The sequence below is a fragment of the Roseateles sp. GW821-FHT09G03 genome (assembly GCF_059416045.1).
On record NZ_JBWKOK010000004.1, the window covers coordinates 62989 to 79064 of the forward strand.

The 16076-nt window shown below is 68.6% G+C and carries 15 protein-coding genes; 9 read left to right on the forward strand and 6 right to left on the reverse strand.

Annotated elements, in window-relative coordinates; all coding sequences use genetic code 11:
- Positions 1-61 precede the first annotated feature (61 nt).
- From AC07OZ_RS15800 to AC07OZ_RS15815, 4 genes are all read left to right on the forward strand, one after another.
- Positions 62-1930 carry a glycoside hydrolase family 13 protein gene (locus AC07OZ_RS15800; protein WP_495468046.1) on the forward strand — a complete coding sequence of 623 codons (1869 nt, stop codon included), beginning with the start codon at positions 62-64 and terminating at the stop codon, positions 1928-1930.
- A gap of 89 nt (positions 1931-2019) precedes the next feature.
- Positions 2020-2949: an amidohydrolase family protein gene (locus tag AC07OZ_RS15805; RefSeq protein ID WP_495468047.1), complete on the forward strand. Its 930-nt coding sequence runs from the start codon at positions 2020-2022 to the stop codon at positions 2947-2949.
- 9 nt (positions 2950-2958) lie between these two features.
- Positions 2959-3777 carry an AraC family transcriptional regulator gene (locus AC07OZ_RS15810; RefSeq protein ID WP_495468048.1) on the forward strand — a complete coding sequence of 273 codons (819 nt, stop codon included), beginning with the start codon at positions 2959-2961 and terminating at the stop codon, positions 3775-3777.
- A gap of 84 nt (positions 3778-3861) precedes the next feature.
- On the forward strand, positions 3862-4305 hold the full coding sequence (locus tag AC07OZ_RS15815) for a VOC family protein (RefSeq protein ID WP_495468049.1): 444 nt from the start codon (positions 3862-3864) through the stop codon (positions 4303-4305).
- Between the two features lie 43 nt (positions 4306-4348).
- On the opposite strand, the gene AC07OZ_RS15820 is transcribed toward AC07OZ_RS15815, so the two are convergent.
- On the reverse strand, positions 4349-6262 hold the full coding sequence (locus tag AC07OZ_RS15820) for an amidohydrolase (protein ID WP_495468542.1): 1914 nt from the start codon (positions 6260-6262) through the stop codon (positions 4349-4351).
- 255 nt (positions 6263-6517) lie between these two features.
- Here AC07OZ_RS15820 and AC07OZ_RS15825 point away from each other — a divergent pair, with 255 nt between their 5' ends.
- Positions 6518-6712 (forward strand): hypothetical protein, encoded by a 195-nt coding sequence (locus AC07OZ_RS15825; protein WP_495468050.1) that lies wholly within the window; start codon positions 6518-6520, stop codon positions 6710-6712.
- A 167-nt stretch (positions 6713-6879) separates the two neighbouring features.
- Positions 6880-7107: a type II toxin-antitoxin system death-on-curing family toxin gene (locus tag AC07OZ_RS15830; RefSeq protein ID WP_495468051.1), complete on the forward strand. Its 228-nt coding sequence runs from the start codon at positions 6880-6882 to the stop codon at positions 7105-7107.
- Between the two features lie 81 nt (positions 7108-7188).
- Here AC07OZ_RS15830 and AC07OZ_RS15835 read toward each other — a convergent pair whose 3' ends face one another.
- The 3 genes from AC07OZ_RS15835 to AC07OZ_RS15845 all read right to left on the reverse strand — a co-directional run bounded on the left by AC07OZ_RS15835 (position 7189) and on the right by AC07OZ_RS15845 (position 11110).
- Positions 7189-8544 carry a hypothetical protein gene (locus AC07OZ_RS15835; RefSeq protein WP_495468543.1) on the reverse strand — a complete coding sequence of 452 codons (1356 nt, stop codon included), beginning with the start codon at positions 8542-8544 and terminating at the stop codon, positions 7189-7191.
- A 111-nt stretch (positions 8545-8655) separates the two neighbouring features.
- Positions 8656-9960 carry a PEP-CTERM sorting domain-containing protein gene (locus tag AC07OZ_RS15840; protein WP_495468052.1) on the reverse strand — a complete coding sequence of 435 codons (1305 nt, stop codon included), beginning with the start codon at positions 9958-9960 and terminating at the stop codon, positions 8656-8658.
- 49 nt (positions 9961-10009) lie between these two features.
- Positions 10010-11110: a porin gene (locus tag AC07OZ_RS15845; RefSeq protein ID WP_495468053.1), complete on the reverse strand. Its 1101-nt coding sequence runs from the start codon at positions 11108-11110 to the stop codon at positions 10010-10012.
- A 268-nt stretch (positions 11111-11378) separates the two neighbouring features.
- Here AC07OZ_RS15845 and AC07OZ_RS15850 point away from each other — a divergent pair, with 268 nt between their 5' ends.
- Both AC07OZ_RS15850 and AC07OZ_RS15855 read left to right on the forward strand, forming a co-directional pair.
- Positions 11379-12299 carry a LysR family transcriptional regulator gene (locus AC07OZ_RS15850; protein ID WP_495468054.1) on the forward strand — a complete coding sequence of 307 codons (921 nt, stop codon included), beginning with the start codon at positions 11379-11381 and terminating at the stop codon, positions 12297-12299.
- Positions 12292-13299 (forward strand): Bug family tripartite tricarboxylate transporter substrate binding protein, encoded by a 1008-nt coding sequence (locus AC07OZ_RS15855; protein WP_495468055.1) that lies wholly within the window; start codon positions 12292-12294, stop codon positions 13297-13299. The genes AC07OZ_RS15850 and AC07OZ_RS15855 overlap by 8 nt, the downstream gene beginning before the upstream one ends.
- A gap of 180 nt (positions 13300-13479) precedes the next feature.
- On the opposite strand, the gene AC07OZ_RS15860 is transcribed toward AC07OZ_RS15855, so the two are convergent.
- On the reverse strand, positions 13480-14586 hold the full coding sequence (locus AC07OZ_RS15860) for an NAD(P)/FAD-dependent oxidoreductase (RefSeq protein WP_495468056.1): 1107 nt from the start codon (positions 14584-14586) through the stop codon (positions 13480-13482).
- 50 nt (positions 14587-14636) lie between these two features.
- Positions 14637-15485 (reverse strand): NUDIX hydrolase, encoded by an 849-nt coding sequence (locus AC07OZ_RS15865; protein WP_495468057.1) that lies wholly within the window; start codon positions 15483-15485, stop codon positions 14637-14639.
- Between the two features lie 129 nt (positions 15486-15614).
- Here AC07OZ_RS15865 and AC07OZ_RS15870 point away from each other — a divergent pair, with 129 nt between their 5' ends.
- Positions 15615-16022 (forward strand): CCDC90 family protein, encoded by a 408-nt coding sequence (locus AC07OZ_RS15870; RefSeq protein ID WP_495468058.1) that lies wholly within the window; start codon positions 15615-15617, stop codon positions 16020-16022.
- Positions 16023-16076 lie beyond the last annotated feature (54 nt).

Genomic DNA, 16076 nt, shown 5'->3' on the forward strand with positions numbered 1-16076 from the left:
GGCGTGCAGGATGTCGTCCTCACTCGCTTCCCTCGTTTTTCTCGCCTCAAGCCTTCTCGTCATGACCAACGCTCCCGCCGCCGCCGCGACGGCCGCACCCGCTGCATCCGCCACGTCCTCCGCCCCGGTGACGCTCGCCCACGTCGAGCCGCCGGACTGGTGGATCGGCATGAAGTCCCCCGACCTGCAGGTGATGCTGCACGGCACGGGCATCGGCGCCCTGGAGGCGGAGCTCGTCCCGGCCGCGGGCGTGACGCTGGTCGGCACGCGGCGCGGCGACAGCCCCAACTACCTGTTCGTCGACCTGCGGATCGAGCCCTCGGCCAAGCCGGGCGCGCTGACGCTGCGCCTGAAGCGCGACGGGCAGGTCGTCATCGAGCATCGCTACCTCCTGCGCGAGCGCACGCCGGGTTCGGCACAGCGTGAAAGCTTCGGACCGAAGGACGCGATCTACCTGGTCGTGCCGGACCGCTTCGCCAACGGGGATCCGTCCAACGACGTCGTGCCGGGTCTCGCCGAAGGACTGCGCCGTGAGGACCCGGGCGGTCGCCACGGCGGCGACCTCGCGGGCCTGACGGCCCACCTCGACTACATCGCCGCGATGGGCTTCACGATGCTGTGGCCGACGCCGCTGTCGGTGAATGACAGCCCGAAGTGGAGCTACCACGGCTACGGCGCGACGGACTTCTACCAGGTCGATCCGCGCTTCGGCAGCAATGCCGACTACGTGCGACTCGGCGCCGAGGCCAAGCGCCACGGCATCGGCCTGATCCAGGACATCGTGCTGAACCACATCGGCGTGCATCACTGGTGGATGGCGGACCTGCCGACGGCGGACTGGGTCAACACCTGGCCCCAGTACACCGAGACGCATCACGCGCGCATGTCGCTGCAGGACCCGTACGCGGCGCCCAGCGACCGCAAGCGTTTCAGCGACGGCTGGTTCAGCCCGGGCATGCCCGACCTCAACCAGCGCCAGCCGCTGGTGGCGACCTACCTGACGCAGATGAGCCTGTGGTGGATAGAGACCGCCGGCCTGGCCGGCGTGCGCACGGACACCTACAGCTACTCCGACAAGGACTTCCTGGCCGCGTGGTCGCGCCGGATGAAGGACGAGTACCCAAAGCTGAACATCGTCGGCGAAGAGTGGAGTTCGCACCCCTCGGTGGTGTCGTACTGGCAGGCTGGCAAGCACAACCACGACGGCTACGTGTCGTCGCTGCCCAGCCTGATGGACTTCCCGCTGCAGGAGGCCCTGCTGGCCGGACTGAACCAGCAGGACGCGCACGACGGCGGCTTCATGAAGCTCTACGAGGCGCTGGCGCACGACTTCGTCTATCCGGACCCGGCCAAGCTGGTGCTGTTCGAGGGCAACCACGACACGCCGCGCGTCTACAGCGTGCTGCACGACGACCTCGAGCTGACGAAGATGGCCTGGGCCTACCTGTCCTTCGTGCGTCGGATCCCGCAGTTCTTCTACGGCTCGGAGATCCTGATGACCAGCCCGCGCCATCGCGACGACGGCGCGGTGCGGGCGGACTTCCCCGGCGGCTGGGCCGGCGACACGGTCAACGCGTTCACCGGCGCGGGGCTGGGCGAACGCCAGGCCGGCGCGCAGGCGTGGTTGAAGCGGCTGCTGAACTGGCGCAAGTCGGAGACGCTGGTACACGACGGCGCGTTGATGCAGTACGCGCCGATGGCGGAGAGCTACGTGCTGTTCCGCTACGACTCGGCGAAGGGCCTCGGCGGCAAGCGCCTGATGCTGGTGATGAGCAAGGCGAAGGAAGCGCGCGAGCTGGACCTGACGCGCTTCCCGGAGATGCTGCGCGACGGTGACACGGCGGTGGACGTCATGACCGGCGAACGCAGGACGCTGGGCAAGACCCTCACGCTGCCGGCCCGCTCGGTGACGCTGCTGTCCATCGAGTGAGTGTCTGCGTGACCGTCGACTGACCGGGTCAGCGGCCGGATCAGCGACTGGGTGAGAATCGGCTCCGGTCCCATCGACTGGAGCCGTCCATGCGCCCTGCCCTCCAGCGGCTGATGTCGCCGATCTCCGTGCCCGCCGCGGGCGCCCTGCTCGCCGCGCTCGCGGTGTTCTTGTCCGGCGTGGGCGCGGCCCGTGCGGCGGACTATGCCGGCCCGATCTTCGACGCCCACCTCCACTACAACGAGGAGGCGTGGAACGGTCGCGAAGGCCCGCATCCACCGTCGGACGTGCTCGCGCGCATGAAGCGCAGCGGCGTGAAGGCGATCCTCTCCAACTCGCGTCCGAACGACGGCACGCGCACGCTTGCCTCGCTGCCGGAGACACGCGCCGCCGGCGTCACCGTCGTTCCGTTCATCCGCCTGTATCGCAACCGCGCCGACTACGACAGCTGGTTCCGCGACGACAGCATCTACAAGATGGTCCAGGAGGAGCTCGCGCGCGGCACCGCGTCCGGGCCGTACCGAGGCATCGGCGAGTTCCACCTCTACGACAGCGCGAATGCGCGCGGGCCGGTCGCCCGCAAGTTGATGGCGCTGGCCGAAGCGAAGTCGCTGGTCGTCCTCGCGCACGTCGATGACGAAGCGATCGACCTGCTGATGGAAGCCACTCCCGGCAAGGGCCGGGAAGCGCGTCTGATCTGGGCCCACACCGGGATCAATGGCGCGTCGATCGAGCGCGTGGAGGCGCTGCTTGCCAAGTACCCGCGGCTGATGGGCGAGCTGTCCTACCGCCCCGGTCTGACTTGCGACGACGGCAAGCTCTGCCCCGAATGGCGCGCGCTGATTGCGAAGTACCCGGACCGGTTCCTGCTCGGCTCCGACACCTGGGTCAACCAGCGCTGGCAGTACTACGAAGCGACGATGAAGGGCTACCGCACGTGGCTGGGAGATCTCCCCGACGACACGGCCCGCCGGATCGCCTGGGGGAACGGGGCCAGGCTGTTCGGGCTCGCCGATTGAAGACGCCGGATGTTCCTGCGCCAACACCCCGCCGCCCCGCTGGCCGCCCATGTGGCCTGCCTGTGGTACAGCGCCCGCGGCGAACTGCCGCACACGCGCGAGCGCAGCCTGCCCACGGGGTGCGCCGACATCGTCGTGCCGCTGCGGCAGGATCACCTGATCCGCTACGACGACGAACAGGATCCGGTCGCGCGCCGGCTGCGCGGCGCGATCGTGCAGGGCGCCTTCGATCGCTTCGGCGTGCGCGGCACCGAGGGCCCGTCGGCCGTGGTCGGCGTGCACTTCACGCCTGCCGGCGCCGCCGCCTTCTTCGGTGGTGCATTGCCGGCGCTGCGCAATCGCACGGAACTGCTGGAGGACGTCTGGGGAGCCGAGGCCCGACTGCTGCGGGAGCGCTTGCAGGCCGCCGCGTCACCGCATGACGCCTTGCTCGTCCTGCACGACCACCTCCTGGGACGGCTGCGCAACGCGCCGCCCATCGACCCGCTGGCCACGTTCGCCCTGGACGCGTTCCGCCGCGATCCCTCCGTCGCTCAGATCGGTCCGGTGCAACGCGCCAGCGGCCTGACGCCTGCGCAGTTCATCCGCCGCTTCGAACAGGCCGTCGGCCTCACGCCCAAACGCTACGCCCGCGTGCTGCGCTTCGGCGCGCTGCTGCCCGCGCTCGTGCGCTGCGGGCCCCGGGACTGGGCGCAGATCGCCGCCGATGGCGGCTACGCCGACCAGTCGCACCTGATCCGCGAGTTCCGGCAACTGGCCGGCGTGGCGCCCGGCACCTACCGGCCGGTGCAGGCCGACCAGCCGACCCACGTGGCGCTGCCGACCTGAAAAAATGTCCAATACGGCCCCATCCCGGCTGGCCTACGCTGCGGGCACCGCGGCCTGGCGCCGCATTGCACAGGAGTTGCCGCGATGAATGCGATCCACGAGGTGTTCCCCTACCTGATGGTGCGCGATGCCGAGGCGGCGATCGCGTTCTATCAGCAGGCCTTCGGCGCGACCGAGCGCTTCCGCCTGGTCGAGCCCTCGGGCCGCATCGGGCATGTCGAACTGCAACTCGGCCCCGTGGTGCTGATGGTGTGCGACGAGTTCCCCGAGTTCGGCATGGTCGGCCCGCGGGGGGACCAGTTCACCGGCTGCACCATCCATCTGCACGTCGACGACGCCGACGCGATGGCCGAGCGGGCCGTGGCCGCCGGAGCGACGATCACGATGCCGCCCACCGATCAGTTCTACGGCGAACGCTCCTGCCGTCTGCGCGATCCGTTCGGCCACTCGTGGCTGCTGGGCCATTCGATCGAAGCGCTCACGCCAGAGGAAATGCAGCGGCGCTACACGGCGATGATGGCCGGGTGAGGTCTGCGGATCGCCTGCTCGCGTTGAAGCGGCTCGGCGATCCTCACACGTAGCAGCTGCACCCCATCGCGCCCCAGAACGCCTGCGCCGAGGTCGCATCGCGCGCCGCGCTGGCGACCGCCGTGTGATCGTGGCCGTGCACGCCGCAGCCGCTCGCGCAGGCGCATTGCGCGGCGTACTGGTAGCGGCGCTCGGCGTCGCTCAGCGATGAAGCCACCGACGACTTGCGTGCCTGGTAGCCGCCGTAGGTCTTCACCGGCGACCAGTCCGGCATCGCCGGCGGCAGGGCCGGCGCCAGCGACGCATACGCGCCGCTGCCGTGCACCGGCTTGCCCGCCACCACGGTCAGCACGGAGGTGATGTCCTGGATCTGGTCCTCGGGCACGGTCAGGAAGTCGCGATCGAGCACCGCCAGGTCGCCGAACGCCCCCGGCTTCAGCACGCCCTTCTTCCCCGTGTCCCGCGAGAACCAGGCGCCGTCGGCCGTCATCAGCCGCAACGCGGCGAGGCGGTCCAGCCGCCGCTCCTCCGGATACAGCAGCGTGCCGCCGATCGTGCGTCCCGACACCAGCCAGTACAGCGCCTGCCACGGGTTGTAGCTGTTGACCCGTGTCGCGTCCGTGCCCAGCGAGACCGGGATGCCCATCTCCAGCATGCGCTTGACTGGCGGCGTCTCCGCCGTCGCCTTCAGCCCGTAGCGGCGGATGAAGTACTCGCCCTGCATCGACATCCGGTTCTGCACCGCGATGCCGCCGCCCAGCCGCTTGATGCGCTCGAGGTTCTGCGGCGTGACCGTCTCGCAGTGATCGAAAAACCAGCCGAGCTTGTCGATCGGGTGGTCGCGATGGACCTTCTCGAACACGTCCAGGCTGCGCGAGACCGTCTCGTTGTAGGTTGCGTGCATGCGCCACGGCCAGCCGTTGCCGGCGAGGAAACGCACCACGCCTTCAAGGTCGTTCTCCATCGATGCCGGCATGTCGGGGCGCGGCTGGAGGAAGTCCTCGAAGTCCGCCGCGCTGAAGGCCAGCATCTCGCCCGCGCCGTTGAGCTTGTAGAAGTCACTGCCGTCGCCGGGCTTGCCCGTCCTGGCCCAGCGCTGGAAGTCCGCCAGTTCCTGCTTCGCCTTCTGCGGGAACAGGTTGTAGGCGATGCGCACGGTGAGCCGGTTCTCCTTGGCGAGCTTGTCGATGATCGCGTAATCGTCGGGGTAGTTCTGGAAGCCGCCGCCCGCGTCGCCGACCGAGGTCACGCCGAGGCGGTTCTCCTCGCGCATGAAGTGCAGCGTCGAGTTGAGCTGCTGCTCCGGGTCGAGCTTGGGCCCGAGGTTCAGCGTGTTGTAGAGGATGAAGGCGTTGGGCTCGGCCAGCAGCAGCCCGGTGGGCTCGCCGCGCGCGTCGCGCTCGATGATCGCGCCGGCCGGCTGCGGCGTGTCCTTCGTGTAGCCGACCGCGCGCAGCGCCGCTCGATTCAGGAAGGCCTGGTTGTAGAGGTTGAGCACGAACACCGGCGTGTCCGGCGCGGCGGCATTGAGCTCGGCGATCGTCGGCATGCGCTTCTCGTCGAACTGGAACTCGTTCCAGCCCCCGACCACCCGCACCCACTGCGGCGCCGGCGTGCGCGCGGCCTGCTCCTTGAGCATCAGCAGCGCCGCGCCCAGCGAGCGCACGCCGTCCCAGCGCAACTCCATGTTGAAGTTGAGCCCGCCGCGGATGATGTGCATGTGGGAGTCGGTGAGCCCCGGGATCACGCGGCGCTTCTCGACATCGACGACGCGGGTCTTCGCGCCGGCGAGCTTCGCGATCTCCGCGTCCGTGCCGACGGCCATCACGACACCGTCGCGCAGCGCGATCGCGGTGGCCTCGGGCTTCGCCAGGTCCATCGTCGTGATACGGCCGTTGCGCAGGATCAGGTCGGGCGCGCCGCCCTGCCCCGTCTGCGCGAGCACCGGTCCCGCCATCACGCTGATCCCCAGCGCGGCGGCCGCCTCCATGAAGTCACGGCGGTTGCCCTGCGGCGCGTCTTCGCGGCCGGTGCGGATCAGGTCGGTGAACATGGCGAGCTCCTGTGCATTCGAACCGGCCGATTCTTCGCCTGATCGATGCACTTCGCTTCTCCCGAAAGGGGGGACACCGATGGGGGGTGCGATACCTACATCGAGGTGATTGCGAGAGACGCCGAGCGCCGAATACGCTGAGTGCCCAAGGAGTTGTTCATGAAGTCACCACGCGAAATACACGAGAAGTACGGCATCCCCTACCACGAAAGGACGCAGATCTACCCTGCGAAGAATCTTCCACGCGACGGAGAACCCTCACCCACCGGTGAAGCCAAGCCAGATTGGCAGGCCATCGGCAAGCGGGTGATGGAGGAGCATCGCGATGTACTGCGCGCACTCGCCAAGCGTTGAACCATGCTTGACGCACAAGATGTCGTGAAGTACCACCAGACCATTCTTCTGAATGAAGGTGGTCTGCCTGGATGGCGGGGCGAGGGAGCGCTGGAAGGAGCGCTGTCACGCGTCTCCTTCCGGATGCAGTTCACGGGCATGCAAGACGCTTTTGAGAGATTGCCGCCATGTATGCAGTAGCCATCGCTCGAGGACACGTCTTCAACGATGGCAACAAGCGCACGGCGCTCGTGAGCGCGCTGTCCTATCTGGAGTCACAAGGAATCGAACTGCAAAGGACTCAACAGCTTGAAGAGGTGATGGTCGACGTTGCCCAAGGCACTCTCGACGAGAAGGATTTCGCAGGAGTGTTGCTCTCGCTCTACCGCGAAACTCGTCGCCCGCAGACGGAGTGAATCGAGACGAGGCGTTGTCCCAACGCCTCGTCTCGACCTCATCTCCCACCCTCTCGATGCCGATCCCTCAAGGCCGATGCATCAGGGCCGATCACGCTTCGGCACCCGCGTCTCAACCGCCTTCACCTGATACTTCGGCTCGAAGCGGCAGGTCTGGCCCAGCTTCTCCTTCGCCTTCTCACAGCCGGCGGCGATGGACTCGGGCGTCGGCTTCTTCCCTTGCGTCGCCCAGGTCGTCAACGCGTCCATCAGCGCCGCGTAGGTCGGGTCGCTGAGGTAGCTGTGGTCTCTGTCGCCGGTGAAGGTCTGCACCAGCGCGTCGCCGCGTCCCGCCGCAGCCATCGTGCGGCCGAAGCTCTCCTGCAGCTCGACCATCGCCGTCGGGTCGTGGATCGCGTGCACCGTCAGCACCGGCACCGGGATCTTCCCGCCCAGGTCGGCGTCGGCGGACAAGGTCGCCACGGCCTTCGCGTCGGCCTTGTAGCGCAGCACGCCGGTGTTCAGCGCCGCGTCGTCGCTGGAACCCGCATACACCGCGCCGACATTGCCGAAGGGGCTCGCGCCGCCGGTACGTTTCTGCGCAATATCCTGGAAATGCCAGGTCGCCCAGTTCAAGTGCGACTGGATGCTGCGCTCCGGGATGTGGATGACGTCGACGATGGTCTTGACATTCGCCGTCTGCTCCGCGGAGCGCTCCGCCGCCGGCTTGTTCAGGCCCAGGCAGTCGTCGACGCGCTTGGCGAGGTCGGCCTGCTTCAGCGGCGAGTCCGCCGGCAGCCCGATGTTGAGCGGGTACTGCGGCTCGCTCGGCAGCGGATGGTTGTGGCACAGATACTGGTAGACGACGCGCAGATCCAGCCGGAAGTCGTAGCTCCGCGTCCCGCCGCCCAGCACGCCCGAGGTCAGCAGCACCGCGTCGTAGGGCTTGCCGTCGGCAAACAGCTCCGCGCCCTTCGCCGCCACGCTCGCGCCCCAGGACTGGCCGTGCAGGTAGACGTGATTGGGCTTGGCAACCTTGTCGATGAACAGGCGCCGCAGGCGCTCGTTGTCCTCGGCCGCAGCGCTCACCGCGACACCGCCCTGGCGGTAGCTGGAGGACGCGAAGGCGTAGCCCAGGCGCGGCATGATCGTCCAGCGTTCGACGTCCTCCGTCACGCGCTTGACCGTCGGCGCGCCGAGGAAGGGCCCGCCGTGCGCGTGCAACACGAGGTCGCCGTTCCACTGCCTGGGCATCACGATCATGTAGATCGCGCCGGCGCTGTCCGTGCCCGACAGGCAGCTCGCACCGTCGCCGACGCCCGACGGACAGGCCGTCGGGGACGGCGCGGCTTCCCGCGCCATGTCGAAGACGGGACCCTGCGGCTTCTTCGCCACGGCGACGGGCGCGCAGCCCGTCAGGCCAAGAACGCCCAGCGCCAACGCGGCCGCGATCGCCATCGTCGCCGTACGCGCAGCCGGTTTCCACGCGCCGCTGCCGGCCCCTTGTGTCATCAGCATCCTCATCCCCTTCATTTCCCTTCAGGAATCACGCCCGGACCGCGGTGGCGGTCATGCGGGCACCGCGGGCATCGCGCCCCCTGCCGACGATCGCTCCTGGCGACCGCGGCGCATCATCCACAACAGACCCAGGCCCAGCCCCGCCAGCGCGAACGAGCCCGGCTCCGGCACCGCCGCGGCAAAGCCGAGCTGGTCGCTCGCCACGCGTTGCAGCAGCAGCGCCTGCGCCGCGCTGATGCCTAGGTCGCGCGCGGCGATCTCGTTCAGTCCCAGCACCGCCGGATCCAGGCCGGTGATCGTGCCGAACAGCGTCAGCGCGCTCAGGTAGGACCCGTACTTGCTCGCATGGGTGCCGTCGTCGAACCACAGGTCGAGCAGCCCGTCGGTCGCCGCCGTCGACGCGTACATGTCGGGCGTCGCGACGCCCGCCGCGATCGCGCGCATGAAGGCCTCACCCACCGGCGCGACGCCCTTGACGCCGCCCGAACCGTCCGCGCCCGCCATCAGCGCGGCGTTGGCGTAGGCCTGCTTCAGGTCGTCGGTCATCGCCTGCAGCGTCGGATAGAACGACGGCGCCGGCTGCCCCGTCGGCGTCACCTCGCCGGTGTTCTCGTCGGTGACCGTCGTGCTGGGCGCGTTGACCAGGTTGGGCCGCGCCCAGGTCTGGTACAGGTACACGTCGGCGTTCGCGTTGGCATTGGCGTTCGCCGGCACGTTGCGCAGCAGCGAGCAGGTGCCCGTGGACGCCCCGGTGATCTCCGCGCATTTCGCGTTGGTGCCGCCGATCAGGTCGCGCTCGCGGTAGCTCAGCGCGTTGCCCTGGTGGATCCAGTTCTCGATCAGGTTGGTGTAGGTGCTGAAATAGGCCGGGTTGGACGCCAGGCCCGGCTGCTTGGTCAACGGCTCGTCGCTCTGCTCCTGCAGCACCACCTTGTCCCAGGACTGGGAGCCGATGTTGCCGCGCAGGTCCCAGCCGGCGTTGTTGGTGTTGAGGAACTGTCCGCGCAGCGAGGCCGCGTTGCGCGCCGAGATCGAGACGTCGTAGTCCAGCCCGACCTGCACGGTGAACTGCTTGAAGATGCCGGCGATGCCGCCCCACGGATGAGGCTCGAAGCTGTTGGCGCCGCTGGGGTTGCTGGCGTACATCGCCGCCGTCAGGTCGTGGACATTGGCGGCGTTGTAGCTCATCACCGGATCGACACGTCCGAAGGTGTAGCTGTTGCCGACGAAGAGGATCTTCGTCGCTTCGGCGTGGGCGCCCGTCGGCGCGAACGCCGCGAGGCCCGCCAGGGCGGTGAAGGCGAGCACGACCGCGCGGGTCCGGCTCAGGGGTTGGGAGAGCATGGTGGTCGACATGGTCGTGCTCCTTCGTTGCTGCTGGTTGAAGCGAGGGGTCAGGCGCGGATCAGAAGTTGTGGCGCACGCCGGCCTCGAAGCCGCCGCTGTCGCCGCCGGGCTGCGTCGTCGCCAGCCCCACGTTGAAGCGCGTGCCGCGGCCCTTGTTGTCCACCTTGGCGACGTTCGTGTAAAGCGCCGTCCGCTTGGACAGGTCATGGACGTAGCCGATCGCGATGTGCGTGGCGTCGCTGGCGACGTTCTTCGCCTTCAGCCAGGTGTAGGCGAAACGCAGCTCGCCCTGCGGCCACACCTGCCACTGCGTGCCCAGCATGGTCGCGGTCGTGCTGGTGATGCCGACCTCGTTGCGGCCCCACAGCGCCATCAGCTTGGCCGGTCCCCAGGTGTAGGCCATGCCCACGTTGCTCTGCGTGTAGTCGCCCGTGGCATAGCGGGTCTTGGAGATCGCCGCCGAGCCGTTGAAGGTCTCGTTGCGCCAGCCGATGCGCACGCCGGTCAACTGGCCGTCCTTGCGCGTCGGACCCGAGGCCTGCTCGCCCAGCGCCAGCATCGCGTGGCCGTAGAAGCCGTTGATGCCCGAGGGCGTGAAGTAGCCGATCGAGTTGGACGCCCGCACGTTGGTGCGCGCCGTCGTGCCGTTGGCGGGCACCGGGTAGTACATGATCCCGGAGCTGCCGACGCCGTTCGTCCCGAACGGATGCATCGAGGTGGTCAGGTTGCCGAAGGACGGCACGTAGTCGCGGCCCAGGCGCAGCTCGCCCCAGTCGCCCGAGACCTGCACCGTCGCGCGCCGGCCCCAGGTCAGGCCGCCGCTGACCGAGTCCTTGTTGTTGGTGCTGGTCGCGCCGCTGGTGCCGTCGTCCACGGCCACCGCCGACTCCAGCCAGAAGCCGACCTTCAGGCCGCCGCCCAGGTCCTCGGTGCCGCGCACGCCGAAGCGGCTGGACGTGTTGCCGTCGCTGTTCACGAAGTAGCGCGTGTCGCTGCCGCTGGCCTTCAGCGCCTGCACGCCGATGTCCAGCAGGCCGAACACCTGCACGCTGCTGCCGCTCTGCGCGTGCGCCACGCCGGCGGCTCCCACCGCGGTGGCGGCCAGGACCAGGGCCTTGCGCGCATGCCACGCGTTCCTCGAATCTCGTTTCGTGTTCATCAACGTTGTCTCCGTTTGGTTGTCGTCGTGTCCTCGTGCGGGACCGCTCGTCGTACTGCTCACCCGACCGCAGTGGGACCGTTTTCGGACGGTTCTTGGATCTCATTTCTCGGTATCCGGGCCGGACCTTAGTGACGGCCCTTCATAGCGTCAAATACACTGATCCGCAGAGTCCGAGACGTTTTGAATATGGGACGTACGTAGCTTTCCGCATGGTTGCCACCTGGGAGAGCGACGGCGAGCCCGAGGACCAGGAGACAACGCAGACATGGACCTCCGACATCTGCGCTACTTCGTGACGGTCGCGGAGACCGGCCACATGACGCGCGCCGCGGCGCTGCTCGGGATGCAGCAGCCGCCGCTGAGCCAGCAGATCAAGACGCTGGAACAGGAGCTGGGCATCGCCCTGCTGCACCGCCATCCGAAGGGCGTGAGCCTGACCGACGGCGGGCGCCAGTTCCTGGACGAAGCGCGACGGCTGCTGCGCGATTACAACGACATGCGCGACCGCATGGACCGGCTGGCCGGCGGGCAGCACGGGCTGCTGGCGATCGGCTTCACGAGCTCGGCGGCGGCTCACGCGTTCACGCCGGCGGTGTTGCGCGCATGCCGCGGAGAACATCCGGGCATCGCGCTGACGATGACCGAGAACCACGCCGCCGGCTTGATCGAAGCGATCGTGAAGTCGCGGCTGCACTGCGCCTTCCTGCGCGTGCCGGTCGCGCAGCCCGAGGGCGTGAGCTTCGAGACGCTGCTGACCGAGCCCGCGTTGCTGGCGCTGCCGCTGGACCACCGGCTCGCGACCGTGCCGCGCGCCGGGTCCACGCCGGTGCCGCTGGCGGAACTGGAGGACGAGGACCTGATCCTCGTGCGCCGCCCGGGCGCGCCCGGCCTCTACGCCAACCTGCTGGCGCTGTGCGAGCGCGACGGCGTCAAGCCGCGCAGCTTCGTCGAGGTCGACCGGATGATGATGAACCTCAACCTGGTGGCGGCCGGCGCCGGCATCACGGTCGTGCCGGCGTCGATGCGCGGCGTGCACGCGCACTCGATCGTGTTCCGGCCGATGGAGAAACATGCGCGGCTGGAGGCGCCGCTGACGATCGCCTATCGCTCGCACGACCAGGAAGGTCCGACGGCGACCTTCCTCGCGCTGGCCCGGCGCATCGCGATGGAGCACCGGGATGCGTAGACGCTCGCTGCTGAGCGCCGTGGCGTGTGCCGCGGTCACGGTGCCAGGTCTTGCGCAGGTCGCGGGCGAGTCCTGGCCGACACGCCCGATCCACCTGATCGTCGCCTACCCGCCCGGCGGCGTCAGCGACGAGACCGCGCGCGCCCTGGCCCAGCACATGAGCCTGCGGCTGAAGGTGCCGGTGCTCGTCGAGAACCGCGCCGGCGCCGGCGGCCTGACCGCGCTGGAATCGCTCTCGCGCGCGGCGCCGGATGGCCACACGCTGGCCTACTGCGCGATCTCGCCGCTGGTGTTCGCGCCGGCCGGCGCGTCCGCCTCCGCGGCCACGCCCGTGACGCCCCTGTCTCCCGCGACGGTGGCTCGCGTCGAGTTCCCGCTGCGCGACGTGGTACCCGTCGTCAGCATCATGGACACGCCGGTGCTGGTGCTCGCGCATCCGTCGTTCAAGCCGAAGGACTTCGCCGCGATGATCGCGGCGGCGCGGGCCGCGCCGGGCCGGCTGCGCTGGGCGACGTCAGGCCATGCGACGGTCGGGCACATGGTGCTGGCACAGGTGCGGGCCGCGGCGCGCGTCGACATCATCCACGTGCCCTACAAGGGCGGCGGGCAGCAGTTGACCGATGCGATCGGGGGACAGTTCGAGCTGCTGTCCTCGAATGTCGCGTCGCAGCAGTTGCAGTTCGTGCGGCAGGGCAAGCTGAAGGCGCTGGCGATCGGCTCGCCGGTGAGGCTGCCGGTGCTGCCCGACGTGCCAACGCTGGCGGAGCTCGGGTATCCCGAAGCGAACCTCGTCTCGACCTTCGGGCTCTTCGCGCCGCGCGGCGTGCCGGAGGACCGGCTGCGACTCATCAACGCCGTCGTCAACGAGGCGCTGCGGCTGCCCGAGATCCGCTCGAAAATCCTCGACGTCAGCAACCTGCCGACGGGCGGGCCGGCGGCGGACTTCGCTGCACGCATCGCGAAGGAGCGCGAGCGCGCGCTACGCGTGCCGGCGGATTGAGCCGGGGACGTTCCACCTGCTTTCTCTCAGCGCTTGGCCGCCAATGCATGAGGCTGTCAGACCTTCGGTCCTCCAGCGCTCGCGGGCGTCGCCCAGTCCACCGGACTGGGCTCGGTCCCGCTCTCCCCGGCCGGCAAGCGTCCAAACCTCACGCATTGCCGTCCCTGACCGACCGTGCACTCAGTCGAGACCGCTGCGTGCGACGACTTCCTCGGCAATCGCCAATGCACTCGTGAGTCCGGGCGACTCGATGCCCATGAGGTTCACCAACCCTGGTACGCCGTGCTGAACGGGACCGTCGATGCAGAAGTCTGGCGCCGCCTCTTGCGGTCCATGGATCTTCGGCCGCACGCCGCTGTAGGCGGGCTGCAGCGCGCCGTCCGGCAGCGCGGGCCAGTAGCGGCGCACGTCGTCGTAGAACACGTCGGCACGGGCGGGATCGACGGCATAGTCGATGTCTTCGGGGCTCTCGACGTCCAGCCATTGCGCATCGGGACCGAAGCGCGCCTGTCCGCCGAGGTCCAGCGTCAGGTGCACGCCCAGCCACGCGTCCTGCGGCATCGGGTACACGAGCCGCGAGAACGGCGCCCTTCCCTGCAGCGCGAAGTAGCTGCCCTTGCTGAAGCGCGCCGCGGGCGGCGGCGGCAGACCCTCGATCGCGGCGGCGAGCAGTGGCGCGTGCAGCCCCGTCGCGTTGACGACGATGCGGGCGCCCAAGGTCATGTCGTCGGTCACAACGACATGCGCCGCGCCGTCGCGTCGAACCGCGGTCACCGCCGCGCCGAACGCCACCGCGCCGCCATGCCGTTCCAGATCGCCCTGCAACGAGAGCATCAGCCCGTGGCTGTCGACGATGCCGGTCGACGGCGAGAGCAGCGCGGCCTCGCATTGCAGCTCGGGTTCGAGCGCGAGGGCTTCCTCGCGCGTGAGCCAGCGCAGGTCGTCGACCCCGTTGGCGGCGGCCTTCGCCTTCAGCGCATGCAATCCCGGGAGTTGGTCCGCGGACGTCGCGACGACGAGCTTGCCGCAACGCCGGTGCGGCACGCCGTGCGATTCGCAGTGCGCGTAGAGCAGCTGCTTGCCGCGCACGCACAGCCGCGCCTTCAGCGATCCCGCGGGGTAGTAGAGCCCGGCGTGGATGACCTCGCTGTTGCGCGAGCTCACGCCGGTGCCGATGCTGAGCTCGCGCTCGAGCACCAGCGTCTCCAGACCGCGCATCGCCAGCGCCCGGCCGACCGCGAGGCCGACGACGCCGGCCCCGATCACCACTGCATCGACTTGATCCATGCGGGCGATTGTGACCAGCCTCTTCGACTCAGTGCGCGTTCAGGTCGCGATCAGGCGCGCAGGTCGGCAAGCGCGTGCGAATGCTGGAGCCCGAACGCACTCACCGCGGCGGCGTCGTGGCTGAACTCGCCGGCGGCGAGCCGGTGCGCGAGGGTCTCCAGGTCCAGCGTCAGGAACTCGCTGACCTCGCCGTCGCCGTTGCGCGGCGAGAAGCCGCCAGGCAGTTGAAGGCTGAAGACATGCAGGACCTCGTCGTGCAGGCCCTCGGGCTCCATGCGCGTGCTGCGCAATGCGCCGCGCGGCTGCACCGCGGCGCTGATCGTCAGCGGGACTCCCGCCTCTTCCAGCAGCTCGCGGCGCGCGCAATCGACGAGATCTTCGTCGGCAGTCAGCCCGCCGGCAGCAAGGTTGTCGAGCTTCCCCGGATCCGTCGCCTTCGACAGCGCGCGTCGACCGCACACGAGCCGCGCTCCTGGCAGGAAGCCGTTGATGTGCACCGCGCGGCTCATCAAGCCGAAGAAGCGGAAGGCAGCGCGCTCCAGACGGAACAGCACCTCGCCGCGCCCGGTGCAGGGATCCTCGACGGGCCGCTCGCAGGCGTAGCGTTCGCCGCGCCAGCCGGTGATCGCACCACGCTCTTTCAGCGCGAGCGCCACCTCGCCGATACGTTGGGACCGGGCCTCGACATCGAGCCCGTCCGCCTCCCAACACAACGCGCCATCGCAACGTTCGAGTTCAGGCCAGACCTCGCCTAGCAAGACCTGACGCATCGGATGCACCCGTCCGATCGTGACGTCTCCCAATCTCAATGGCAGGAGTCCGCCCGGCACCGGCTGGCTCGCGAGCTGCAGACAGCGCGGCATGACGGCGACAAGCGATGGCGGCAGCAGCGAAGACATGCGCTGATTCTCTCCGCGCATCCCCCATCAATGACTGAAATGTGTGAGAGACGAGACCCCATGAACGCAGGATGATCGTTGCCCACCCTATCCACGAACTCGCAGTACAGAACGCCAAGGAGCCGCTCAATGAAGCTCGCATTGCACAAAGCATTCCGTCAGGTCGGCGCCTCGCAGCAGGACGCCGACACCGCCGCCGAAACCATCGACAGCGCCTTGGAGAAACGCATGAACGACAAGCAGTCCCACCTAGCCAAGAACTCAGACATGTACACGGTCCGGACGGAGATGGCGGAGTTGAAGTCACAGATCGCCGGAGTCCGCAGCGAGGTCGGCATGGTGCGCGCTGAATTGCGGCAGGAAATTGCCCTCGTCCGGGGAGAGATCGCTACCGTGCGGGGGGAGTTGAAGCAGGAGATTGCCGGCGTGCGAGGCGAGATGTCGCACATGCGGAATGAACTGGTTCGATGGATCGTTGGCGGGCAGATCGCAACGGTCTTCACCATGTTTGGTCTTCTGAAGTTCGTTCATCCGTGAACCGCGAAGGCGCCAAGAAAAAACCCCGCCAACTTGCGTTGACGGGGTTGATCT